This window comes from Arthrobacter citreus (assembly GCF_038405225.1).
Taxonomy (GTDB): domain Bacteria; phylum Actinomycetota; class Actinomycetes; order Actinomycetales; family Micrococcaceae; genus Arthrobacter_B; species Arthrobacter_B citreus_A.
Genome location: NZ_CP151657.1, coordinates 2322506 through 2343719, shown reverse-complemented (window position 1 = coordinate 2343719; position 21214 = coordinate 2322506). Strand labels below are relative to the sequence as shown.

16 protein-coding genes are annotated in these 21214 nt (G+C 66.9%); 9 read left to right on the top strand and 7 right to left on the bottom strand.

What is annotated here, in order from left to right; translation table 11 throughout:
* Nucleotides 1–18 precede the first annotated feature (18 nt).
* Nucleotides 19–531: a metallopeptidase family protein gene (locus AAE021_RS10815; RefSeq protein WP_342022340.1), complete on the bottom strand. Its 513-nt coding sequence runs from the start codon at nt 529–531 to the stop codon at nt 19–21.
* A gap of 108 nt (nt 532–639) precedes the next feature.
* Here AAE021_RS10815 and AAE021_RS10810 point away from each other — a divergent pair, with 108 nt between their 5' ends.
* The 4 genes from AAE021_RS10810 (at nt 640) to AAE021_RS10795 (ending at nt 4200) form a co-directional block, all read left to right on the top strand.
* Entirely contained in the window at nt 640–1020 is a 381-nt protein-coding gene (locus AAE021_RS10810) for a DUF3499 domain-containing protein (protein WP_342022339.1), read from the top strand.
* 94 nt (nt 1021–1114) lie between these two features.
* The gene (locus AAE021_RS10805; RefSeq protein WP_342022338.1) at nt 1115–1321 is read left to right on the top strand and encodes a hypothetical protein; all 207 of its coding nucleotides are present in this window, start codon (nt 1115–1117) and stop codon (nt 1319–1321) included.
* 8 nt (nt 1322–1329) lie between these two features.
* Nucleotides 1330–2808, top strand: a complete 1479-nt coding sequence (ahcY, locus tag AAE021_RS10800) for an adenosylhomocysteinase (RefSeq protein ID WP_342022337.1) — start codon at nt 1330–1332, stop codon at nt 2806–2808.
* A gap of 171 nt (nt 2809–2979) precedes the next feature.
* Nucleotides 2980–4200: a L,D-transpeptidase gene (locus tag AAE021_RS10795; protein WP_342022336.1), complete on the top strand. Its 1221-nt coding sequence runs from the start codon at nt 2980–2982 to the stop codon at nt 4198–4200.
* A 13-nt stretch (nt 4201–4213) separates the two neighbouring features.
* Here AAE021_RS10795 and AAE021_RS10790 read toward each other — a convergent pair whose 3' ends face one another.
* Nucleotides 4214–5017, bottom strand: coding sequence for an RDD family protein (locus AAE021_RS10790; protein ID WP_342022335.1), 804 nt, complete (start codon nt 5015–5017; stop codon nt 4214–4216).
* Nucleotides 5018–5081: 64 nt separating this feature from the next.
* Between AAE021_RS10790 and AAE021_RS10785 the strand changes: the two genes are divergently transcribed.
* Together AAE021_RS10785 and AAE021_RS10780 are read left to right on the top strand one after the other, a co-directional pair.
* Nucleotides 5082–6077 carry a stage II sporulation protein M gene (locus AAE021_RS10785; RefSeq protein ID WP_342022334.1) on the top strand — a complete coding sequence of 332 codons (996 nt, stop codon included), beginning with the start codon at nt 5082–5084 and terminating at the stop codon, nt 6075–6077.
* Between the two features lie 176 nt (nt 6078–6253).
* Nucleotides 6254–7960, top strand: coding sequence for a TIGR01906 family membrane protein (locus AAE021_RS10780; protein WP_342022333.1), 1707 nt, complete (start codon nt 6254–6256; stop codon nt 7958–7960).
* Between the two features lie 89 nt (nt 7961–8049).
* Here the strand turns inward: AAE021_RS10780 and AAE021_RS10775 are convergent, their stop codons facing one another.
* Nucleotides 8050–9864 carry an AMP-dependent synthetase/ligase gene (locus tag AAE021_RS10775; protein ID WP_342022332.1) on the bottom strand — a complete coding sequence of 605 codons (1815 nt, stop codon included), beginning with the start codon at nt 9862–9864 and terminating at the stop codon, nt 8050–8052.
* Between the two features lie 42 nt (nt 9865–9906).
* Nucleotides 9907–11544 (bottom strand): dolichyl-phosphate-mannose--protein mannosyltransferase, encoded by a 1638-nt coding sequence (locus tag AAE021_RS10770; RefSeq protein WP_342022331.1) that lies wholly within the window; start codon nt 11542–11544, stop codon nt 9907–9909.
* A gap of 226 nt (nt 11545–11770) precedes the next feature.
* Here AAE021_RS10770 and rsmI point away from each other — a divergent pair, with 226 nt between their 5' ends.
* Nucleotides 11771–12565, top strand: coding sequence for a 16S rRNA (cytidine(1402)-2'-O)-methyltransferase (rsmI, locus tag AAE021_RS10765; protein ID WP_342025384.1), 795 nt, complete (start codon nt 11771–11773; stop codon nt 12563–12565).
* Nucleotides 12566–13215: 650 nt separating this feature from the next.
* A complete protein-coding gene (locus AAE021_RS10760) occupies nt 13216–14697 on the top strand; it encodes an NAD-dependent succinate-semialdehyde dehydrogenase (protein ID WP_342022330.1) in 1482 nt (493 codons plus the stop codon).
* A 62-nt stretch (nt 14698–14759) separates the two neighbouring features.
* On the opposite strand, the gene AAE021_RS10755 is transcribed toward AAE021_RS10760, so the two are convergent.
* The 3 genes from AAE021_RS10755 to AAE021_RS10745 form a co-directional block, all read right to left on the bottom strand.
* The gene (locus AAE021_RS10755) at nt 14760–17234 is read right to left on the bottom strand and encodes a DUF3488 and transglutaminase-like domain-containing protein (protein ID WP_342022328.1); all 2475 of its coding nucleotides are present in this window, start codon (nt 17232–17234) and stop codon (nt 14760–14762) included.
* Nucleotides 17231–18727 carry a DUF58 domain-containing protein gene (locus AAE021_RS10750; protein ID WP_342022327.1) on the bottom strand — a complete coding sequence of 499 codons (1497 nt, stop codon included), beginning with the start codon at nt 18725–18727 and terminating at the stop codon, nt 17231–17233. The genes AAE021_RS10755 and AAE021_RS10750 overlap by 4 nt, the downstream gene beginning before the upstream one ends.
* A 65-nt stretch (nt 18728–18792) precedes the next feature.
* Nucleotides 18793–19866: an AAA family ATPase gene (locus AAE021_RS10745; RefSeq protein ID WP_342022326.1), complete on the bottom strand. Its 1074-nt coding sequence runs from the start codon at nt 19864–19866 to the stop codon at nt 18793–18795.
* Between the two features lie 131 nt (nt 19867–19997).
* Between AAE021_RS10745 and AAE021_RS10740 the strand changes: the two genes are divergently transcribed.
* Nucleotides 19998–20915 (top strand): TatD family hydrolase, encoded by a 918-nt coding sequence (locus tag AAE021_RS10740; RefSeq protein WP_342022325.1) that lies wholly within the window; start codon nt 19998–20000, stop codon nt 20913–20915.
* Nucleotides 20916–21214 lie beyond the last annotated feature (299 nt).

Sequence of the window (21214 nt, the reverse complement as noted above, 5' to 3'; positions counted from 1 at the left end):
GGACCGGGCGGTGCCCTTCTACAGCGGCCGGAAGCGGCCGTACGTGGGATCAACGGTTTCCGGATCCATCCCCATCAGGGTTGCCAGCTGTTCCACCACGACGTCGTGAATCAGTTCGCTGACCGGCACCAGGCCGCGGGCCGCAGCCTCCACCGGATGCCGGTACACGGTGATCACCGCGGGGCGCGGACCGGCGGCGGGAGTGCCGGCACCGAAGGGAAGGTGTTCGCCCGATCCAGCCAGCTCCTCGAGTCCCGGCGGAATGTCCTGAACCACAAACTGGTAGGTCTGGATGTTCTCTCCCCACAGCCGCTCCAAGCGCTGCGCCGACTCCAGCACCCAGGCGTCAAAGCGCTCCGAACGGGACCGTGAGCCCGCAAGATGGGCCGGAATGAGTTCCCCGCGCAGCCCGCGCCCGTGCCGGTTGCGGCGGCGCCGGTGAAACGGGCGCTGCAGCCCGCTTCCGGGCGACGCCGGGCCGGAGCCGTCGTCGGGACCGAGATTCACCCTGAGAGTTGGTCCGGTGGACATATAAGAACTGTAACCTCTGAAGCTGCTGAGCGGGCACTGTTTTCAGGTGCGTCCCGCACCGGCGTGCCTGCCCGCCACCGGCGTCCGCGCCGGGTAAAGTGATCCTCCGTGGATTCCTTAAGACTGTGCTCAAGATCAGCGTGCCGACAGGCGGCTGTCGCCACCCTGACATACGTCTATGCCGACTCCACCGCCGTGCTGGGGCCGCTGGCGACCTACGCCGAACCCCATTGTTACGATTTGTGCAGCGCGCACGCGGCCCGGCTGACCGTTCCGCTGGGCTGGGAAGTGGTCCGGCTGAACCTCTCGGGCCAGCCCCGGACTCCGAGCCGGGACGATTTGTCAGCCCTGGTGGATGCCGTGCGGGAAGCGGCCGAGGCCCCTGCAGTCGAAGCACCCAAACGGACCGGCAAGCACGCCCTTGAACCCCCCGCTGAAATTCCCGGCACCCGGCGCGCGCATCTTCGCGTGCTCCGCGAAGAGGTCTGAGCCGGGCGAAACCGGTACCCAAAGGGATAGTCTGGGGACCTGCGCCGCGTTTACCGAGCACGGCATCCACGTATCCAAGGAAGTGCTGCAATCCATGGCCACACTCACAGCCGATCTGATGTCGGTCCTGCGCTGCCCCGTAACGGGATCACCCCTGGAAGAAGTTAACGGCGAGCTGGTTTCCACCGCCCCCGACGCCGGCGGCCGGCGCGTGCGCTACGTCCTGGAAGAGGGCATCCCGGTTCTGCTGCCCCCGGCTTCAGCAGCCGCTTCCGACTCCGTTTCCGCCACTTCGAACTGAGGAGCCCCGTGAGTTTCGATTTCAAGGTTGCAGACCTGTCCCTGGCCGAGGCCGGACGCCACCAGATCCGCCTGGCGGAGCACGAGATGCCCGGCCTGATGGCCCTGCGCCGCGAATACGGCCCCAGCCAGCCGCTCAAGGGCGCCCGCATCGCCGGATCCCTGCATATGACCGTGCAAACGGCCGTCCTGATCGAAACCCTCACGGCCCTTGGCGCCGAGGTCCGCTGGGCCTCCTGCAACATCTTTTCCACGCAGGACGAGGCCGCGGCCGCCGTCGTCGTGGGGAAGGGAACACCCGCGGAGCCGGCCGGCGTCCCGGTGTTCGCCTGGAAGAACGAGTCCCTCGAGGAGTACTGGTGGACCGCGGAGCAGATCCTTTCCTGGCCTGAAGGCTCCGGCGGCCCGAACATGATTCTCGACGACGGCGGCGACGCGACCATGCTGCTGCACCATGGCGTCGAGTTTGAGGCTGCCGGCGCCGTCCCGGAGAACCCGGAGGAGGGAGACGCGGGGTACTCCCACGAATACACCGTCATCCTGGACGTGCTGCGCCGCTCCCTGGCGGAAAACCCGGGCAAATGGACTGAAATTGCCAAGGGTATCCGCGGCGTCACCGAGGAAACGACCACCGGTGTCCTGCGGCTGTACCAGCTCGCGGCCGAGGGGACGCTGCTCTTCCCGGCCATCAATGTCAATGATTCAGTCACGAAGTCAAAGTTCGACAACAGGTACGGCATCCGGCATTCCCTGCCCGACGGCCTGAACCGCGCCACCGACACGCTGATCGGCGGCAAGGTGGCAGTGGTCTGCGGCTACGGCGACGTCGGCAAGGGTGCGGCGGAAGCGCTCCGCGGCCAGGGTGCCCGGGTGATCGTCACCGAAATCGATCCCATTTGCGCCCTGCAGGCGGCCATGGACGGCTACCAGGTGGCGAGGCTGGAATCAGTGCTCGGACAGGGTGACCTGTTCATCACCACCACGGGCAACAAGGACATCATCATGGCCGGGCACATGGCCCGGATGAAGCACCAGGCGATCGTGGGCAACGTCGGGCATTTCGACAACGAAATCGACATGGCCGGACTCGCGAAGGTTCCGGGAATCCGCAAGGTCGAGATCAAGCCCCAGGTGCACGAATGGATCTTCGACGAGGGAACTGCGGAACAGCGCAGCATCATTGTGCTGTCCGAGGGTCGGCTGCTGAACCTGGGCAACGCCACCGGGCACCCCTCGTTTGTCATGTCCAACTCCTTCGCGAACCAGACCATCGCGCAGATCGAGCTGTTCACCAAGCACGGCACACCGGTGGAGGACGGCGGCTACGCCAACCAGGTGTACGTGCTGCCCAAGGTCCTGGACGAGAAGGTGGCCCGCCTGCACCTGGCGGCCCTCGGCGTCGAACTGACCGAACTCACCAAGAGCCAGGCCGAATACCTGGGCGTTGACGTCGCCGGACCGTTCAAACCGGAGCACTACCGCTACTAGGGGCCGGGACAGGCGCGGGCACCGCTGCTGGGTCCCGGTGCCCGCAGGTCCGGAGCCTGCACCGGCATGCCGTAAAATGTCGCGGGGGGCATGGTTGCTCCATCTGTCGAGAGCACCGGGAAGTTTTGGTAAGCAGTTATGGCACAGGGTATGAAAAGGCGAAAGAGCTGGATGATCAGCTCCGTGCTGGCTGGATGCGTCCTTCTGGGCGGCGGAGCTTCGCTCACGTCGTGCTCCTTTGCCGTTGAGGACACCAACTCCTCAGGCACGGGGTCCTCAGTCTCGCCGTCAAACTCCGGGAAGCCCACGCCATCAAAACCCGCCGTCCCCGAGCCCCTTGCCGTGGTCACTCCCGAGGCTGACGCCGTCGAGGTGAACCCTGTCACCGCTCCGGTCATCACGGTGCAGGACGGGACGGTAAAGGACGCGAAGCTGGTGCCCGAGGCCGGCGGCGAGCCGGTTCCCGGCGAGCTCAGTGCCGGGAATACCGTGTGGACCGCCACGGCTCCGCTGGCTTTCAACACGCCGTACAAACTGACGTACACGCTGGCCGACGCCAACGGCGAAACCAGCACCGAAACCCGGAAGTTCACCACGGTCACTCCGGCGAATGAGGCCAACGCCGTCATGTATCCGGCCTCCGGGACCACGGTGGGCATCGGGCAGCCGATCGAGCTGCGGTTCAGCGAGCCGGTGCTGAACAAGGCTGAAGTGGAAGCGTCCATCAAGATCACGTCCACGTCGGGTCAGGTGGGGGCGTTCTACTGGATCAGCGACACCCAGGTCCGGTACCGGGCCGAGGAGTTTTGGGCGCCGCAAAGCACCATCACCGTGGACATGGCCCTCTTCGGCGTCGACTTCGGCAACGGAATGATCGGCAACTTCAACGAAACCGCGAGCTTCACCACCCACAACACCCGCCTTGCCGTTGTCGACAACGCGGACAAGATGATGCGCGTCTACATTGACGGCGTGCTGACCCGGACCTTCCCGGTGACGCTGGGCACCCAGGACTGGCCGTCCACCATTGGCTACCACGTCATCATGGACCAGCATCAGACCATCCCCTTCAAGGCCGAATCGCTGGGGCTGAAGCCCGGGGACGAGCACTATTACGAGCCGGTGACCGCCAAGAACGCCTCCCGCATTTCCAACGGCGGCGCGTTTATCCACGAGGCCCTGCCGTCGGCCCAGCCGGTGCTGGGCGTGGCGAACGTTTCCCACGGCTGCATCGGCATGAGCCCCGAGGGCGCCAAGTACATTTACGACAACTTCGATGCGGGCGACGTCGTTCAGGTGCTGAACACCGGCTATGGACCGATGTTTGTGTGGGATGGCTTTGGCGACTGGAACCTGCCGTGGGCGGAGTGGGTCAGCCAGCCCAAGCAGTAGCGCGAGATGCCGGTTAACGGCTGAACGGAAGCCGGTGCAGGCGCTGGCCCATCAGCTCGGTGCGTTCGCGCTGCCGGGTCAGCGAAACAAAATCCCGGGTCCGGCGCTCGGCCATGACGGCGCGGAGGAAGTCCTCGGGGAAGGTCCCGGCCGGCGGCTGCGGTGACACGAAAGCCGAGACTTCAGTGGCCAGCCCCGCGGCCAGCGCGCTGCGCGACTGCGGCGACAGCCGGGCACTTTGGGTCAGGAACCGTGAGACCCGGCGGGACAGGGCATCCGGAAGCCGGCCCAAGTCGGCCAGCCGCACCCATCCCACGAGCATCGGCGGGACCTCAACCTGCGGGGATGCGGGAGCGGAGATCCGTTCCCGCAGGGCATAGGTTCCGGCCATGATGTCGCCGAGGCGCTTGGACCGCTCATTGAACATCGCCACCATGAACGCCACGGAGCCGGCAGACAGATAGATCTCGAGGATCGCAGCCATGCCGCGGATCAGGCAGTGGCGGAAGCGCACTGCACCGCCGTCGTCGCGCACTATCCGCAGGCCCATGGCCAGGCGCCCCAGCGACTTGCCCCGGGTCAGTGTCTCCACCGCCACGGGCGCTGCCACCATGACCAGGACAACGGTCGTCAAGATGAGGGCTGCGCCGAGAGCAGGATCCACGGTTTGTCCCAGCGTCCGTCCGAAAAGCACCAGCAGCCCAAGAAGCACCACAAGCTGGGTGACGACGTCGATCAGGGAACTGAGGGCCCGTGCGGCAAAGGACGCCGGGCGCAGCTCCAGGACAACGGCCTCCCCGGTGACGATGGAACTCACGCGTGCTCCTCCCGGCGGCAATTCGTGGTGGGAACTCCACTGTACCCAGCGTTAGGGTGTAACCGTGGATATGGATGCCTTCAGTGCAGTGCACTCCCCGGACTGGCAGCGGCTGGATGAACTCTCCGCGCGCCGCCGGCTCAGCGGGGAGGAAGCCGATGAACTGCTGCGCCTGTACCGGCGCACCTCGTCCCATCTGTCCACCATCCGCTCCGTGGCTCCCGAGGGAGCCCTGTCCGCGGCCCTGTCCATGCGGCTGTCCCGCGCCAGGACCCGTTTCACGGGCGCACGCTCGAACTTCCTCGAGGATCTGGTGAACTTCTTCGTTTACGCGCTCCCGGCCGGCTTCTACCGGGTCCGCTGGCTTACGCTGGCCGTGGGGGCGGCCTTTATCCTCATGGCCTGGCTGGTGGGAGCATGGGCCGCATCAACGCCCGCCGTCATCTCCGCTGCCATGGGCTCGGACGCGGAAATCCAGCGGTATGTGGAGCAGGACTTTGTTGCCTACTACTCCGAGAACCCCGCCGCGTCCTTCGCCGGACAGGTCTGGACCAACAACGCATGGATTGCCCTGCAGTCAGTTGCCTTCGGGATCACTGGCATCTGGGGGCCGTTCGTCCTGTACCAGAACGCCATGGGCGTGGGGATCGCAGGCGGCACCATGGCCGCTTACGGCGAGCTGGACACCTTCTTCGCCTATATCCTGCCGCACGGCCTCATGGAATTGACCGCCGTGTTCATTGCGGTGGCCGCCGGGCTGCGGATCTTCTGGGCCTGGGTTGCGCCCGGCCGGCGAACACGGGGCGCCGCTGTCGCCGCCGAGGGGCGGTCGCTGTTCACCGTGGCCCTGGGACTGGTGATCGTGATGTTCCTGTCCGGGCTGGTGGAGGGGTTTGTGACCCCCTCGCCGCTGCCGTTCTGGCTGCGGCTGGGCATTGGACTGGCCCTCTTCGCCGCGTACTGGACCTATACCCTGGTCCTGGGGAGCCGCGCGTACCGGGCCGGACACCGCGGAGACCTGTCACGGCGCGACAGTGGGGATGTCCTGCGGACCGCATGAGCGGTCAAGCGTGCCGGGGGAAGATAACAGTTACGGGAACTCTGCGGCTGATGCGGGGTGGCTGCCGATTCCCGCTGCGCTCGCCCGGTAGGGTCGAAGGAGGATGGAGCCCGAAAGCCCACCGGAATCCGCAAAAAGGCCGCGAATGACAGGCCAGGGAAGTGAAAGAGGAAGTAGTGGCAAGCCAGGACGACACCCCCCAGCAATTACCGACGACCGGAGGCCCCGCCGAGACCGGGCGGGACCGGACCGAAACCGGCGCCGGTGACGCCCTCAGCGATGCCAGCGAGACCATCGTCAGCGGAGACCATGCAACCGGCACCGGGGCCCAGGAAAAGCTCCCCGCATCTGCCGCGGTTGAAGGATCGGGCAGCACCGCAGCGGACACCGGCGCTGCAGCTGATTCCCCCGCCAGCGATGACGGCCTCGGTCACGACGACTGGGATGCAGCCTTCGCTGACGCTGCGGGAACACCCGCCGAAACCGCAGCCCTTCGGACAGATACTGCTGCCACTGGCAATGCGGCAGGTGCCGACACTGACGTGGTGCCGGGCGGCCATCCCTCCCTGGCCCAGCGAAGCAGCCTGCCGATGCGGCGCGCCAGCACGCTGCCCGACCTGAGCGGCTACGGGGAACTCTCGGAAGCTGAGCAGAAGGCAGCCGGGGACATCAACGCTGACATGCCGGCCGGCCTTCACGCCTCCGCGGCCGCAGCGCCGGCAGGGAAGTCCGCCGCTGCACAAAAAACTGCAGCTGCTGAGACTCCTTCGGCTGCCAACACTCCTGCTGAAACCGCTGCCGCAGCTGCGCCGGGCACCGGAACATCAGCCACGGATGCGTCACCTCCCGCTGCCGCGGCCGGCGCCGGTGCTGTTTCCGGTGCCGCTGTTTCCGGTGCTGCCGGGTCCGGGGCAACCGGTTCCAGCGCTGCCGGGTCCGGTTCCGCGGACGCACCCGCAACCGCTCTGATCGACACTTCCGCCAAGGCTGCGCCGTCGGCCGCTGCCGGCGCACACTCCGCCGGCACGAAGTCCGCGGACGCCAAGTCCGCGGGCGCGCTTTCCGGCAAGGAAGGCGCCAACCCGGCTGCCGATGATGAAATTTCCGAGGAGGAAGCCCGCCGCCGGGCCGAGGAACGCGAGCGGGCAGGGACGGCTAAACCCATCCTGGCGCGCATCCTGCAGGTGATGATTGCGGTGTTCTTCCCGGTCATGCTGCTCGCGGCGGCCATCCGGGCCGTCGCCACTCCGGTGTTCCTCTGGGTGGAGTATCACCGCCCGGGGTTCCCCTCGGACGGGTACGGCTTCTCCACCGATGACCGCATGACGTACGGCTCCTACGCAGTGGACTACCTGCTCAACTTCTCCGGTTCCCGCTATTTGGGCGACCTGGTCACAGCCGGGGGCGAGCCGCTGTATCTGGAGAGCGAAGTCAGCCACATGGCTGACGTGAAGACCGTGCTGACCATAGCCTTTGTGTCCGCGCTGGTGATGGCCTTCCTGAGCCTGCTCGCCTGCATTTATCTGGCCAAGCGCAGCCCCGGCGGAATCCGCCGCGCGCTCTTCTCCGGTGCGGTGCTGACCCTGGTGCTGGTGGGCGCGCTGATCGTCACCGCTGTCCTGGGCTGGGAGAGTTTCTTCACCCAGGTGCACACGATTTTCTTTGCCAACGGCAATTGGACGTTCCGGATGGACGACACCCTGATTCGGCTCTTCCCGGCCCAGTTCTGGATGGATGCCGGAATCGCCATTGCCGGCCTGGTGCTGCTGACCTGCATCGTGGTGCTGATTTGTGCCTGGCCCACCAAGGCCCGCAGGGAGCGCGCCCGCATCAAGCAGGAAGCGGCCCGCCGCCGGTACCTGGACTCGCTGGAAGCGGTCTAACCCGGTACGCCTGACCAAAGACAAAAACTGCACGTCTCCGGCCGGAGACGTGCAGTTTTTGTTTGTCCCTCAAGCACGAAGTGCGGGCATTACTTCGCGTAGAGCTTCTCCACCTCGGCGGAGTAGTCGGCGATCACCGCGTTGCGGCGCAGCTTCAACGTGGCCGTCAGGTGGCCGGACTCCAGCGAGAAGTCCTGCGGCAGCACCGTGAATTTGCGGATCTGCTCAGCCTGGGAGACCGACGCGTTAGCCGCGTCCACTGCTTCCTGCAGGGAAGCCCGGACCTGGGGATCATCCGCGGCCGTCTTCGCGGTGACTGCGGAGCCGTTCTCCCGTGCCCAAGCGGCGAGGGTCTCGTCATCGAGGGTCAGCAGCGCCGTCACAAACGGACGTCCCTCGCCCACCACGATTGCCTGGGAGACCAGCCGGTGTTCGCGGATCTTCTCTTCCAGCGGTCCGGGCGCGATGTTCTTGCCGCCGGCCGTTACCAGGATGTCCTTCTTGCGGCCTGTGATCGAGAGGAACCCGTCGTCGTCCAGCGAACCCATGTCTCCGGAGTGGAACCACTCGCCGGTGAAGGCGGCAGCGTTGGCCTCGGGGTTGTTGTGATAGCCCTTGAAGACGCCGGCGCCGCTGATCAGCACCTCGCCGTCGTCGGCAATCCGGATGGCGGTGCCGGGCAGCGCCAGGCCCACCGATCCGCCCCGGGACAGCGGCACCGTGTTTACGGTGGCCGGGGCCGTGGTCTCGGTCAGGCCGTAACCCTCCAGCACCATCACACCGGCGCCGCGGAAAAAGTGAGAGAGCTGCGGGCTCAGCGCTGACGCGCCGCTGATGGCATAGGTCAGCTTGCCGCCGAACACATTGCGGACCTTCGGATACAGCATCTTGTCGAAGAGCTTGTGCCGCAGCTTCAGCGCCACGGACGGGCCCCTGCCTCCGCGGGAGGCGGCGTCGACGGCGGTGGAGTAGGCAACCGCGGTCTCCGCGGCGGCAGCGAACAGCTTGCCCTTGCCGGCCGCTTCAGCGGACTGCTGCGCACCGGCATAGATCTTCTCGAAGATCCGCGGGACTGCGAGCAGGAACGTGGGCTGGAACGTCTTCAGATCGCCCATCAGGTCCGCCGCGCTGCCGGAGTGGCCAACGCGCACTCCCGCGGCCAGGCAGCCAACCTGCACCGCACGGGCCAGCACATGCGCCAGGGGCAGGAACATCAGCGTGCTGACGTCCTTCTCCTTGAGCATTTCCGGCAGGAACTCCACGATGTTGACGCCAAACAGGGCAAAATTGCCGTGCGTGATTTCGCAGCCCTTGGGCCGTCCGGTGGTGCCGGAGGTGTAGACCATGGAGGCTACGGACTCGAGGCCGGCCGTGGTGCGTGCGGCTTCCAACTCGTCATCAGTGACGGCGGAACCGGCGGAAATCAGTTCGCTGAAGGCACCCTCGGCGTCGTCGCCGTTCATCAGCCACAGCTGAACGTCAAGATCGCCGGACGCCGCGGCAGCCGAGACAACCGCGGCCTTGCGGGTGTCTTCGACAAACACGTGGGCGGCCCCGGAGTCTTCAAGGATCCACTCCACCTGGGACGGGGAGGACGTTTCGTAGATGGGCACGGTGACGGCGCCGGCAAACCACACGGCCAGGTCCACCAGGGTCCACTCGTAGGAGGTCTTGGACATCACGGCCACGCTGTCGCCGGGACGCACGCCGCTGGCGATCAGGCCCTTGGCCAGTTCGCTGACAGCGGTGAGGAAGTCATCCGCTGTCACATTTTTCCAGCCGCCGTCGCTCTTCAATGAGAACAGGGGATGGTTGGGGGTCTTCGCATGCAGTCCCACCAGGATGTCGGTGATGTTCGACTCCGCGGCGAGATGGACCAGTAAGTCAGTGGCGGATTCGCGCACCGTTGGCCTCTCTTTCTGTGCCTGCGCACATGGGTATTGAGACTAAATCCAGCTGGGCATCCACATACGCAGCCGCCAGTCAGAATACGGGATAGTTTCGGCCGTCCAGACCGGCAGGAAGAATGCGCTGACCAGGACAGCGGCCAGGAGGAAGAGCGCGACGGCGGCGGCACCGGCCCAGCGGCGGGGGAGCGGGTCGGTTTTCCGGCCCAGGACCAGCCCCAGCACCCAGGTCAGGGAGAGGATCAGGAACGGCTCGAAGGACACGGCGTAGAAGAAGAACGTGGTGCGTTCCGGATATGCGAACCAGGGGAGGTAACCGGCGGCGATGCCGGCAAGGACCGCCCCGGCACGCCAATCGCGGCGGCCAATCCAGCAGAACAGGAGAACCAGCAGGGATAGTGCGGCAGCCCACCAAATCAGCGGGTTGCCCACCACGGAAACGGCGGTGCTGCATGAATCGGCGGTGCAGCCGTCCACGCCGAAGGTTGACGATTCGTAAAAGAACGACGTCGGGCGGCCCATGAAGAGCCAGCTCCAGGCACTGGACTCATAGGTGTGTTCCGAGCTGAGCCCGTTGTGGAAGGTGTAGGCGCTGCGGTGATACTCGGCCAGGGAGCGCAGCCAGTCCGGGAGCCAGCCCCAGGTCTCTGTCGGGTTGTCCTGCGCCCAGTTCCGTCCGTACGCGTCGGAGGACCGCAGCCACCCCGTCCAGGATGCCAGGTAGGTCAGGGCCGCAGCGGGGATGATCGTGAAGAACGCCGGCACTCCGTCCTTGAGCAGGCCGGCGGTGGGCCACGCCCGGATGCCCGCCACCCGGCGCGCACCCACGTCCCACAGCACCGTCATCAGGCCGAACACAGCGACAAAGGCCAGAGCGGACCACTTAGTTCCCACGGCCAGGCCCAGGCAGACGCCCGCGGCGAGCCGCCAGGGACGCCACAGCAGCCAGGGGCCGTACAGCAGCATGCCAGCAGCCGGGGGCCCGCCGTCTGCGGAGGAGGAGAGTTTCCGGGCCAGCCGGCGTCGTCCGTCATCCCGGTCCAGCAGCAGCGCACCAAACGCGGCCACCACCCAGAACGTCAGGAAAACGTCCAGCAGCGACGTGCGGGAATGCACCAGGTGATGTCCGTCCACGGCCAGGAGCAGCCCGGCGATGCCGCCCAGCAGCGGTGAGCGGAAAAGCCGGACAGCGATGAGGCCCACGAGCAGGACGGTCAGCGTTCCGGTGAGTGCGGCGCCGAACCGCCAGCCAAAGCTGTCTTCAGCGCCAAACAGCCCCATGCCTGCGGCGATCATCCACTTTCCCACCGGCGGATGCACCACGTATTCCGGGCTGGCAAGCAGGATGTCCGGCACGCCGGCGTTGAAGGAGGTGTTGGCGTCCTCCGGCCACTCGCGTTCATAGCCGGAGATGAGGTAGGAGTAGGCGTCCTTGACGTAGTAGGTCTCGTCAAACACCAGCGACCGTGGTTCGCCCAGGCGGACAAACCGCAGGACGGCGCCAACGACGGCGGCCATCAGCGGCAGGAGCCAGCCCCAGAGTCCCAGGGAAAAGGTGGTGCCCGGCGCCCAGCCCAGCAGCCGGTTCCTCAGCGCGCCGAAGCGGTAAGCCTCGACGGGATCGGAAACCAGCGGCACCGGGCCGGGGGCCGGGGTCTCTCTCACGGTCAGGCTCACGCGCTCCACTCTATAGCCGCCGCCGGGCGTTGCGCCGCCCCAACTCGCGTAGGGTTAGATGGTGAATTCCAGCAAGAAGAGCACCGGGCCCGGCACCACCAAGAACACGCAGAACGACGGCGGAACTGACGCCGGCGCCGGCACCGCGGCCGGCGCGGCGGCGCATGGCACAGCCGGTGGCGCCAAGACGGGGCAGATCGTGCTTGCCGCCACCCCCATCGGCAACATGGGCGATGCCACCAACCGGTTGATCGGCCTGCTGGAAACGGCCGACGTCATCGCGGCCGAAGACACCCGGCGGCTGCACCGGCTCGTCTCCGCCCTGAAGATCAGCACCACCGGGCGGATCATCAGCTATCACGAACATAACGAGGCCACCCGCACCGCGGACCTGCTGGAGATGGTGCGCGGCGGCGCAACCCTGCTGATGGTGACCGACGCCGGCATGCCCGCCGTGTCCGACCCCGGCTTCCGCCTGGTGGAGGCAGCGGCGAAGGAAGGCCTGACCGTCACCGCGGCACCGGGGCCGTCAGCGGTCCTGACCGCGCTGGCGCTGTCCGGGCTCCCCACCGACCGGTTCTGCTTTGAGGGTTTCCTGCCCCGGAAGGCCGGCGAACGCAGTGCCCGGCTCGCGGACCTGGCCGCCGAGCAGCGCACCATGGTGTTCTTTGAGGCACCGCACCGGCTGGAGCCGATGCTTCGCGCACTGGACGCGGCTTTCGGCGGAGACCGCCGCGCCGCCGTCGCCCGTGAATTGACCAAGCTGCACGAGCAGGTCCTGCGGGGCCCGCTGCGGGAACTGCTCGAATGGGCCGAGACGTCCGAGATCCGCGGGGAGATCGCCGTCGTCGTCGCCGGTGCCGGTGAGGCGGCTCCCGAACTGCCCGAGGACCACGTAGCTGCCGTCAACGGCCTGATCAGCCAGGGCTCGCGGCTGAAGGACGCTGTTGCCACGGTGGCTGAGGACGCCCGCATCAGCAAGCGCGAACTCTATTCGGCAGTGCTGGCTGCCCGCGGCTGACCCCTCGCGATCCGGTTGCCGCAGACAAGCGGCTTTCGCGGGGTTGTTTAGGCGTACACGAGGGTTCTTCCGGAACATGAGCGTTTATCTGCGGGCTCCCGCGGGATGGTCTGTGCCGATGGGGCCGACGGAAACTCGGAGACCGCATGGGGGGTTCGGTTCTCGGCTTGAGCCGTGGTGAGCTGCTTTGCCGCGTCTATCGTACCGATATGTGGCTTTGAACCGATCCTTTGTGCAGATCCGGGGCTTTGAGTAGATCCTTCGTGCAGATGATGGGCTCAAAAGGGCCGAAATCGCTGGTTTGGGCCCGTTACCTGCACGAGAGAATGCCGGAAGGCCCCGTATCTGCACGAGAGAATGCCGGAGGGCCCCGTATCTGCACGAGAGAATGCCGGAAGGCCCCGTATCTGCGCGAGAGAATGCCGGCACTCGGATCCGCGTCACCCGTTGTCCGGGCCTCGACTCGCCGACAACCGGCTACGCATTTGTCCATGGTGCCTAGCCGCAGCTGTGGTTGGCCAAGTGCACAGCCGGACCCTCCCCGCGTGGTGCACTCCTGTCTTTACAGCCGGAACGGCACGCGCATACGGTGAGTCCAGATGACGGGCAAACGCGCCCGGGCAACCACCGTCGAATTTGGAGGAATCCCCATGGGTATTACTGCTGACCGAGAAGCCGCACTGCTGGCACAGGTCCCCACCGGACTTTTGATCAACGGTGAGTGGCGGGACGCCGCCGGCGGCAAGACGTTCGACGTCGAGGACCCGGCCACCGGCAAGGTGCTGCTGAGCATTGCAGATGCCAGCACCGAAGACGGTGCACTGGCGATGGATGCCGCTGCGGCCGCCCAGGAATCCTGGGCCAAGACGGCACCGCGGGAACGGGGAGAAATCCTGCGCCGGGCCTTTGAACTGGTCACCGAGCGGGCCGAGGACTTCGCCCTGCTGATGACCTTGGAAATGGGCAAGCCGCTGGCTGAAGCCCGGGGCGAGGTCACCTACGGTGCCGAGTTCCTGCGCTGGTTCTCGGAGGAAGCCGTCCGGATCTCCGGCCGCTACGGCATGTCCCCGGACGGCAAATCCCGGCTGATGGTGAACAAGAAGCCGGTGGGTCCGTGCCTGCTGATCACTCCGTGGAACTTCCCGCTGGCCATGGCCACGCGCAAGATTGCCCCCGCCGTGGCCGCAGGCTGCACCATGGTGCTCAAGCCCGCCAAGCTCACTCCGCTCACATCCCAGTTGTTTGCCGCTGTGATGATCGAGGCCGGATTGCCGGCAGGGGTCCTCAACGTTGTTTCGACCACATCGGCCGGCGATGTCACCGGACCGATCCTGAAGGATGAGCGTCTGCGCAAGGTGTCCTTCACCGGATCAACCCCGGTTGGCCAGGGCCTGATCCGCGATGCCGCGGACCGGGTGCTCCGCACCTCGATGGAGCTTGGCGGCAACGCCCCCTTCGTTGTCTTCGAAGACGCCGACATGGACAAGGCGGTGGCCGGAGCAATGACCGCCAAGCTGCGGAACATGGGCGAGGCCTGCACGGCCGCGAACCGGTTCATCGTGCACGAGTCCATCGCGGATGAGTTCGCGGAAAAGTTCGCCGCGAAGGTGGGCGCCATGACGACGGCGCGCGGAACCGAGGACGAGTCCAAGATCGGTCCGCTGATTGACGCCAAGAGCCGCGATAAGGTCCACTCACTGGTGTCCGAAGCGGTCGACGGCGGCGCGGAGGCCGTCGTGGGAGGTGCCGCCGTGGATGGCCCCGGGTATTTCTACCAGCCGACGGTGCTGAAGAACGTAGCGCCCGGTGCACGGATCCTGCAGGAGGAAATCTTCGGCCCCGTGGCGCCGATCGTCACCTTCGCCACCGAGGACGAAGCCGTGGCCCTGGCCAATGACACCGAGTACGGCCTGGTCGCCTACGTCTTCACGGAGGACCTGAACCGCGGCCTGCGGATCGGTGAAAGGCTGGAGACCGGCATGCTCGGCTTGAACGCGGGAGTGGTCTCCAACGCCGCCGCACCGTTCGGCGGGGTCAAGCAGTCCGGCCTGGGCCGGGAAGGCGGAGCCGAGGGCATCGAGGAGTACCTCTACACGCAGTACATCGGCATCGCCGACCCTTCGGCCGCTTAGGCCGGAGCCACCGGCCCTGCGTCCCCTGAGCGGGAGGCAGGGCCGGTCGGCCGCACTGCACGTTACAGGTGAAACCGGGACGCCAGCGATGCCGGGAAATACCGTGCCCGGATCCGGACGGCCCATGAAGCGGATGCCGACAATCCGTCCTGGACCGACTTCACATCCGCCCACAGCCGCTCGGCCCGGGCAGGGTCCGCTGCACCGGCCGAAGCGGACGCTGCCGAAGCGGACCCTGCCGAAGCCGCCGCCGCTGCCGGCGAAGTGAGAACCCCCGGCGCCGCATACACTTCCTGCTCGTACGCTTCGCGAAGCCGTTGCAGCGCCAGGGCCGGACCGTCCGCCAGCATTGCATCGCGTTCAAGGCGCAGGGCATACGCGCGGGGGGATTCGGACTTCTCCGGCACGTGGCCAAAGTCCAGGCCGGTGTCAGCGGCTTCATCCCACGCCAGCGACGCCGGTCCCGAGGCCTGACCCGATCGTGGCCCGGCCGACCTGGCGCGGAACAACTCAGCCGGGCCGCCGGTACGCCTGCCACCGGCCAGTCCGCGCCGGCGGAGGGTCCGCCTGCGACGGCGCAGTGCCCAGGGGCTCAACAGGGCTGCAACAGCGGTCAGGACGGCCAGCCCCGCAGCTGCCGCTTTTCCGGCGCCTGTTTCAGCAGCCGCCACCGGAGCAGCGCTCGAGGACGGCGGGGGAGTCAGCGCGGGCTGGGGAACAGTTTCCGGCAGCGGGCGGTCCACACTCAGATCGTCATCAGGGCCGGCGCCTTCCTGAAGCGTGGGACGGGGCTGCAATGCGTAGGAGGGAACGGATCCCCGCGACGGGGTCGGCTCAAAGCGAACCCAGCCCGTGCCTTCGAAGTAGAGTTCCGGCCACGCATGCGCGTCACGCGAATCCACCTCGTACTCCCGCAATTCCTCGCCCCGCATATTCAGCAGGGTGCTTCCGGTGGACCGTCCCGGCGCGAAGCCAAGGGCCATCCGGCTGGGGATGCCCGCTTCCCGGGCCATCACGGCCATTGCGGCGGCGTAGTGCACGCAGTAGCCGGATTTTTCCTCCAGGAAACGGTCCAGGACGTCCATGCCGTTACCGTCATACCCGCCCTCCACCGGCGCATCCAGTGAATAGCTGAAATCCTGCCCGCGCAGGTAGTCCTGGATGGCCATTGCCTGTTCATACGGGCCGTTGGCCCTGGTTGTGGCTTCGCGCGTGGCCTCCCGGATGCTCTCGGGCAGGTCTTCCGGGAGCTCGGTAAAGATCGGATCAACAGTGCCTTCCGGCACCGGTTCCAGGCCCCGCAGGGAGTCAGCCGAGATGTCCGGCGAAGCGCTTTGCACCTCGTAGTCCAGTCTTGACACTCCCTTGTTCTCCTCGGAAATGACGGTCATGGTTTTCGGGTCCCAGCTGAACCGGCCGGTGGCGCCGCTCACCTGCTGGGGAGCATAGGGAGCCAGCAGCCACGGACTGCTGTAGGTTTCGGACCGGACGCGGGTGGTGACAGTGGTTGAGTTTTCCGCGGGCCCGGCAGCTTCCGCGGGGACCATGTCCTGCAGGCCGGCACGGCGGCTTTCCGGCCGCAGATCGGGCGCCCACCGTTGGCCGGAGAAATCCTCCAGCGTGGTGGAGCGCAGGTAAACGGCCTGTCCGGAGTCCGTCGCGTAGCGGATACGGCCCGACGCCGAGGGCTGGCGCAGGTCGTTCCCCAGCGCGACCACCGGATTAAGGCCCGACTGGCCGGTCCAGATGTTCAGCCGTGATCCCTGCGGAAACGTGCCCTGGTTGAAACCGGGGAGGGCCGCCGGCAGACTCAGCGCCAGGACAAGTGCGGCCACTCCGATCCCCGCGGCGATCGCTGCCTGCCGGCCGGGCGGGCGGCTGGCAGCCGAAGCGCTGCGGGGACGGTCCTGCCAGGAGCCGGTGGCCAGGATCAGCAGGTAGCCGGAGCTCGCCAGGATAAAGGCAAGAACCCCAATGCTGTTGGGCTTCAACACCGCCGGGACCGTCAGCAGGGCCAGCAACCCGAGCCCGCTCGCCGCCGGCATCCGCAGCGTGGTGGCGAGCGTATCAACCAGCAGGGCAATCAGTCCGGTCCCCAGGCAGGCGATAAAAACGATGCCCGGGTCGGCAAGCACCGGAGGGACCTGGTTCATGATGGTGGCCTGCGCCTCGTTGACCAGCCGGCCGCTGCGCTCCAGGGTTGCTCCGGTGGGCAGCAGGCCCAGCAGGGCCGTTGAAGCGGCAAACAACCAGGTCAGGGCTATCGCAAGAGCTGCCAGGCCGACGGCGGGAACCAATGCGGTGGGGGCCCGGAACCGGCGGGCTGCCGCCATGGCTGACACCACTGCCGCAACTGTGAGCACCAGCGGAGGAAACCAGGACCAGCCGTCAAAGACACCGTGCAGGCTGATGCTGCACAACAGGACGGCAACGGCGCTGGCGCCCGCGGATGCCCAGTCCCACGGAGGCCTGAACCGGGACGTCTGCGGCACCTCGGCTTGCCCTTCGGCGGAGGGCCGGGTCAGTGTGGCGGTCATGGGCGGTCCTCGCGGGCGTTGGATGCAGGAACAGGCAGGACGGCGGGGGCTCCGAACGAGGCCCAGACGCGCGTCAGGTCGGACTCGGGAGTTGCCGCGCAGACGTCCCAGCCGCCGGCTCGAAGGACGGCCAGCGCCGGGGCGGCTTCCGGCAGCCGGTCCACAACCAGGACGGCAAAGGCACGCGATGCGTAGTCGGCAGCCGGTGCAAGCCGGTGTGCGTCCTCGGCGGACAGCCGTCCCAGCACCGCCACCAGGGGTCCTCGGCGGCGCTGGGCAAGGGAGTCCAGCAGCGCATCCGCAAAGGCTCCCCGGCCGATGCCCGACGGCGGATTGCTGTCCGCCGTTCGCCGCGCCGGTGCCCGGTCCTCCCGCACTGCGTTCCCCGGGTCCCGGCGGCGCGGCCGCCACCGGCCCGAATCCCCGCTGCCGGTCCCTGCGCCGTCCTCGGGACTGCGGGGCCGTTCCGGGGAGCGGGATTCCAGTCCCAGCGCAGCCAGCCCGTCGGCGATATCCTGCAGCCCGGCGAGGCCGGTGAAATCGCGTTGCCGTGGGTCGGGTGCGGAAGGGGACCGGGCGAGGCCGGGGCGGGCAAAGGCGTCCAGGAGATGCAGCGAATATCCGTTCTCCACCAGATGGGCAGCTGTGGAAACAGCGGCCGTGACCGCCCATTCGAAGGATTCCGAGGTGGACAGCCCATTGCCGCCGGCCGGTTCCATCCACAGCGTGGACGCGATGCCGCCGGCGTAGGATCCCTCCCGCGCATCAATCAGCAGAGTGGCGCCGGGGGAGGTCACGGGCTCTTCCTGCCGGACCATCAGTTCTCCGTGCCGTGCGGTGGCTGCCCAGTGGACCCGCCGCATCGGATCCCCGGAACGGTATTCCCGGGTGGTGACGTCATCCTCGCTGGGGTTGCCGCGGAGGGGGCTCGCTACGGATCCCTCAGTGCCGCGCGGACCACCCAGCAGGGTGCGGGGCAGGGCTCGCGGCGCCGGGGACACGACGAGGGAATCAGCGGCGCCCAGGGTGTGCCGCCGCCTGGAAAGCCCAAAAAGGTCCTGGAATTCCGCCGTTACGGGGCCAATGGGAAAGAGGCCGCGGCGGGTGGAGCGAAGTTGATATTCATAGGTGCTCGCGCCGTCCGGTGCGGTGAACCGCGCGGGAAACCGGAACACCGGGCTTTCCCCAAACCGCAGGGGCAGCCCTTCCCGCATGGTGGCGCTCTCCCGGACTGGACGGGGCGTGCGCAGGGACAGCACCACAGTCACTGGAATCCCCGTTTCCACCGTCGCCGAACTGAAGGTGCGTTCGACGTCGAACACCGGCTTGAGCAGCCGCAGCGCCAGGGCTGACAACAGCGGCAGCGCGAGCAGGAACACCGAGAGGACAAGGACATCACGGCGGCCCATGACCTGTGCCATGAGCAGCGCAGCCAGGCCAGCCAGCATCAGGCCCCAGCCGCGGGGTGTGAGGAGCCGTGTTGCTGATTCCATGAAGCCTTCCCACAGATGGTGGTGCGTACGTCACTTACGGAAGTCCCGGCGTGTTTTGCCGTAGTTTACCGCCGCATGCGCTCACCGGCAGGGCTGCGGGGTACAGGAACGCGGGACAGCAGATGCGCCAGCAGGCCGCTTGGCGTCTCGCCGGAGCTGGCCGCCTTGCGGTCCAGGATAATCCGGTGCGCCAGGACCGCGTCGGTCAGGTGCGATATGTCATCCGGCAGAACGAAGTCCCGTCCCGCCAGCGCCGCGTGGGCCTTGGCCGCGCGCAGCAGCTGCAGCAGCGCCCGGGGACTGGCGCCGAGCCTCAGGTGGGCGTGTTCGCGGGTCGCCCGGCCAATGGCCACTGTGTATTCCTTCACGGCATTGGAAACGAAGATATCCCGCACCCGGGCCGTCATGGCGGCAACCTCACCGACGTCGACGACGGCGGCAACCTTATCCAGCGGCGACGTTGACTGATGGGATTCCAGCATCTCGATTTCCGACCGCGTATCCGGGTAGCCCATGGAAATGCGCGCCATAAAGCGGTCGCGCTGTGCCTCGGGGAGGGGATAGGTGCCCTCCATCTCGATGGGATTCTGGGTGGCCACCACCATGAACGGTTCGGCCAGCCGGTAGGTGCCGCCGTCCACTGTGACCTGGCGTTCCTCCATGCACTCCAGCAGGGCGGACTGCGTTTTGGCGGAGGCACGGTTAATTTCGTCGCCGATCACAATGTTCGCGAAGATCGGTCCCTGCCGGAATTCGAACCGGTGGGAATCCTGGTTGTAGATCGACACCCCGGTGACATCGGACGGAAGCAGGTCCGGCGTGAACTGGATCCGGGTCACGGAGCAGTCGATGGTGCGGGCGAGCGTCTTGGCCAGGAGCGTCTTGCCGACGCCGGGAACGTCTTCCAGGAGCACATGGCCCTGTGCAAGCAGGACGGTCAGCACCAGGGACGCTGCTTCTTCCTTGCCGTCAATAACGGTATTGATGGATGCGAGGATACCGGAGGCTGCTTGGTGGAACGCTTCGGCATCCTGCGGGGTTTCGGCCCTGCGGTTCCAGGCTGCCGGTTCCCCGGATGCCGCCGCTGCGGGGATGCCCCCGGAATAGGGTGCGGTGGCTGCTGGATTTCGAGCGTCCATGGATACCTTCCAAGCCGGGGGAATCGCAGGGAACCCGAGAACGGGAGCCGCTAGCGACGCTGAAAAGGATCCGCCGGTTTGGCGGCGGCCCTATGTCAGTACACGTTACAAGCTCCCTTAGGGTTAAGGACATGTGTAATGACAGTGGTTATGTTCCGGGCGAAATCCCCGCCGCCTATCTGGACTTCGCATCCGGCTCGGGGAAACCGTATCCTCCCGCGCCGGAACCGCTTCCGGTTCCGGTCATCGATAACCACACCCACTTGGATTTCGCGCCCGGCGAGGCCGGCACCGCAGGGGTTCGGGCGGCCATGGACGCCGCCGCGGCGGCTGGCGTCCGCGGGGCCGTGCAGGTGGGAACGGACCTGGAATCCTCCCGCTTCACGGTCTCGGTTCTGGACGGGGAGCCGCGGCTGCTCGGTGCAGTGGCAATTCATCCCAATGATGCTCCCCTCCTCGCCGCGGAGGGCTCCCTCGACGCCGCACTGGAAGAAATCGAAACACTGGCACGGCATCCCCGGGTGCGCGGCATCGGCGAAACGGGCCTGGACTATTTCCGCACCGGCTCCGACGGCGTCGAGCGCCAGCAGTACTCCTTCCGCCGGCACATCGACATTGCCAAGCGGCTGGGCCTGGCCCTGCAGATCCACGACCGGGATGCCCACGACGACGTCGTGCGGGTCCTGCTTGAGGAGGGGGCACCCCAGAACGTCGTCTTCCACTGCTTCTCCGGTGACCGGGACCTGGCCCGGACCTGTAATGAGAACGGCTGGAACATGTCCTTCGCCGGCACCCTCACCTTCAAGAACGCGGGGAACCTCCGCGAGGCGCTGGCGGTGGCTGACCGTCAGCTCCTGCTGGTGGAGACAGACTCTCCCTTCCTGACCCCGCACCCGTACCGCGGCCGCCCGAACGCCAGCTACATGGTGCCGTTCACGGTCCGGTTCATGGCCGCCCAGCTGGGGGTTGACCTTTCTGAACTGGGGTCCACCCTGGTGGAGAACACGGTGCGGGTTTACGGCTCCTGGGACGGCGGAACCGCCGTTTAGGCCTGGTCCCGCAGTACGTGGCCCGCCCGTGAGGCAAACCACGCCAGTAACGTGGGTCACATAAGCCTCAAAAACCTCGGGTTGCCCTCACATCACGGTTCGGTTACGGTAGGGACCTATTAGCCGGGGTCGGGGAAGGCACCGGAACTAATACTGAACCACACACCGTCCTGTGAACAGTTGCGCGCTCATTTCCTTTGAGAAGCGGCGATGCCCCTGTGCCCGGTTCCGGTCGAGGTTCCACGCCTGTGCAGAGCTCCGCCCCGTGCGATCCGGGGAGAACGGTTGCCGCGCGCCCC

Bases quoted from the DNA above. Each gene is read 5' to 3' on its own strand.
- AAE021_RS10805 (WP_342022338.1), top strand. From the start codon at position 1,115: ATGGCCACACTCACAGCCGATCTGATGTCGGTCCTGCGCTGCCCCGTA.
- AAE021_RS10815 (WP_342022340.1), bottom strand. From the start codon at position 531: ATGTCCACCGGACCAACTCTCAGGGTGAATCTCGGTCCCGACGACGGC.
- AAE021_RS10740 (WP_342022325.1), top strand. From the start codon at position 19,998: ATGTGTAATGACAGTGGTTATGTTCCGGGCGAAATCCCCGCCGCCTAT.
- AAE021_RS10745 (WP_342022326.1), bottom strand. From the start codon at position 19,866: ATGGACGCTCGAAATCCAGCAGCCACCGCACCCTATTCCGGGGGCATC.
- AAE021_RS10760 (WP_342022330.1), top strand. From the start codon at position 13,216: ATGGGTATTACTGCTGACCGAGAAGCCGCACTGCTGGCACAGGTCCCC.
- AAE021_RS10750 (WP_342022327.1), bottom strand. From the start codon at position 18,727: ATGGAATCAGCAACACGGCTCCTCACACCCCGCGGCTGGGGCCTGATG.
- AAE021_RS10795 (WP_342022336.1), top strand. From the start codon at position 2,980: ATGATCAGCTCCGTGCTGGCTGGATGCGTCCTTCTGGGCGGCGGAGCT.
- AAE021_RS10755 (WP_342022328.1), bottom strand. From the start codon at position 17,234: ATGACCGCCACACTGACCCGGCCCTCCGCCGAAGGGCAAGCCGAGGTG.
- rsmI (WP_342025384.1), top strand. From the start codon at position 11,771: ATGGGCGATGCCACCAACCGGTTGATCGGCCTGCTGGAAACGGCCGAC.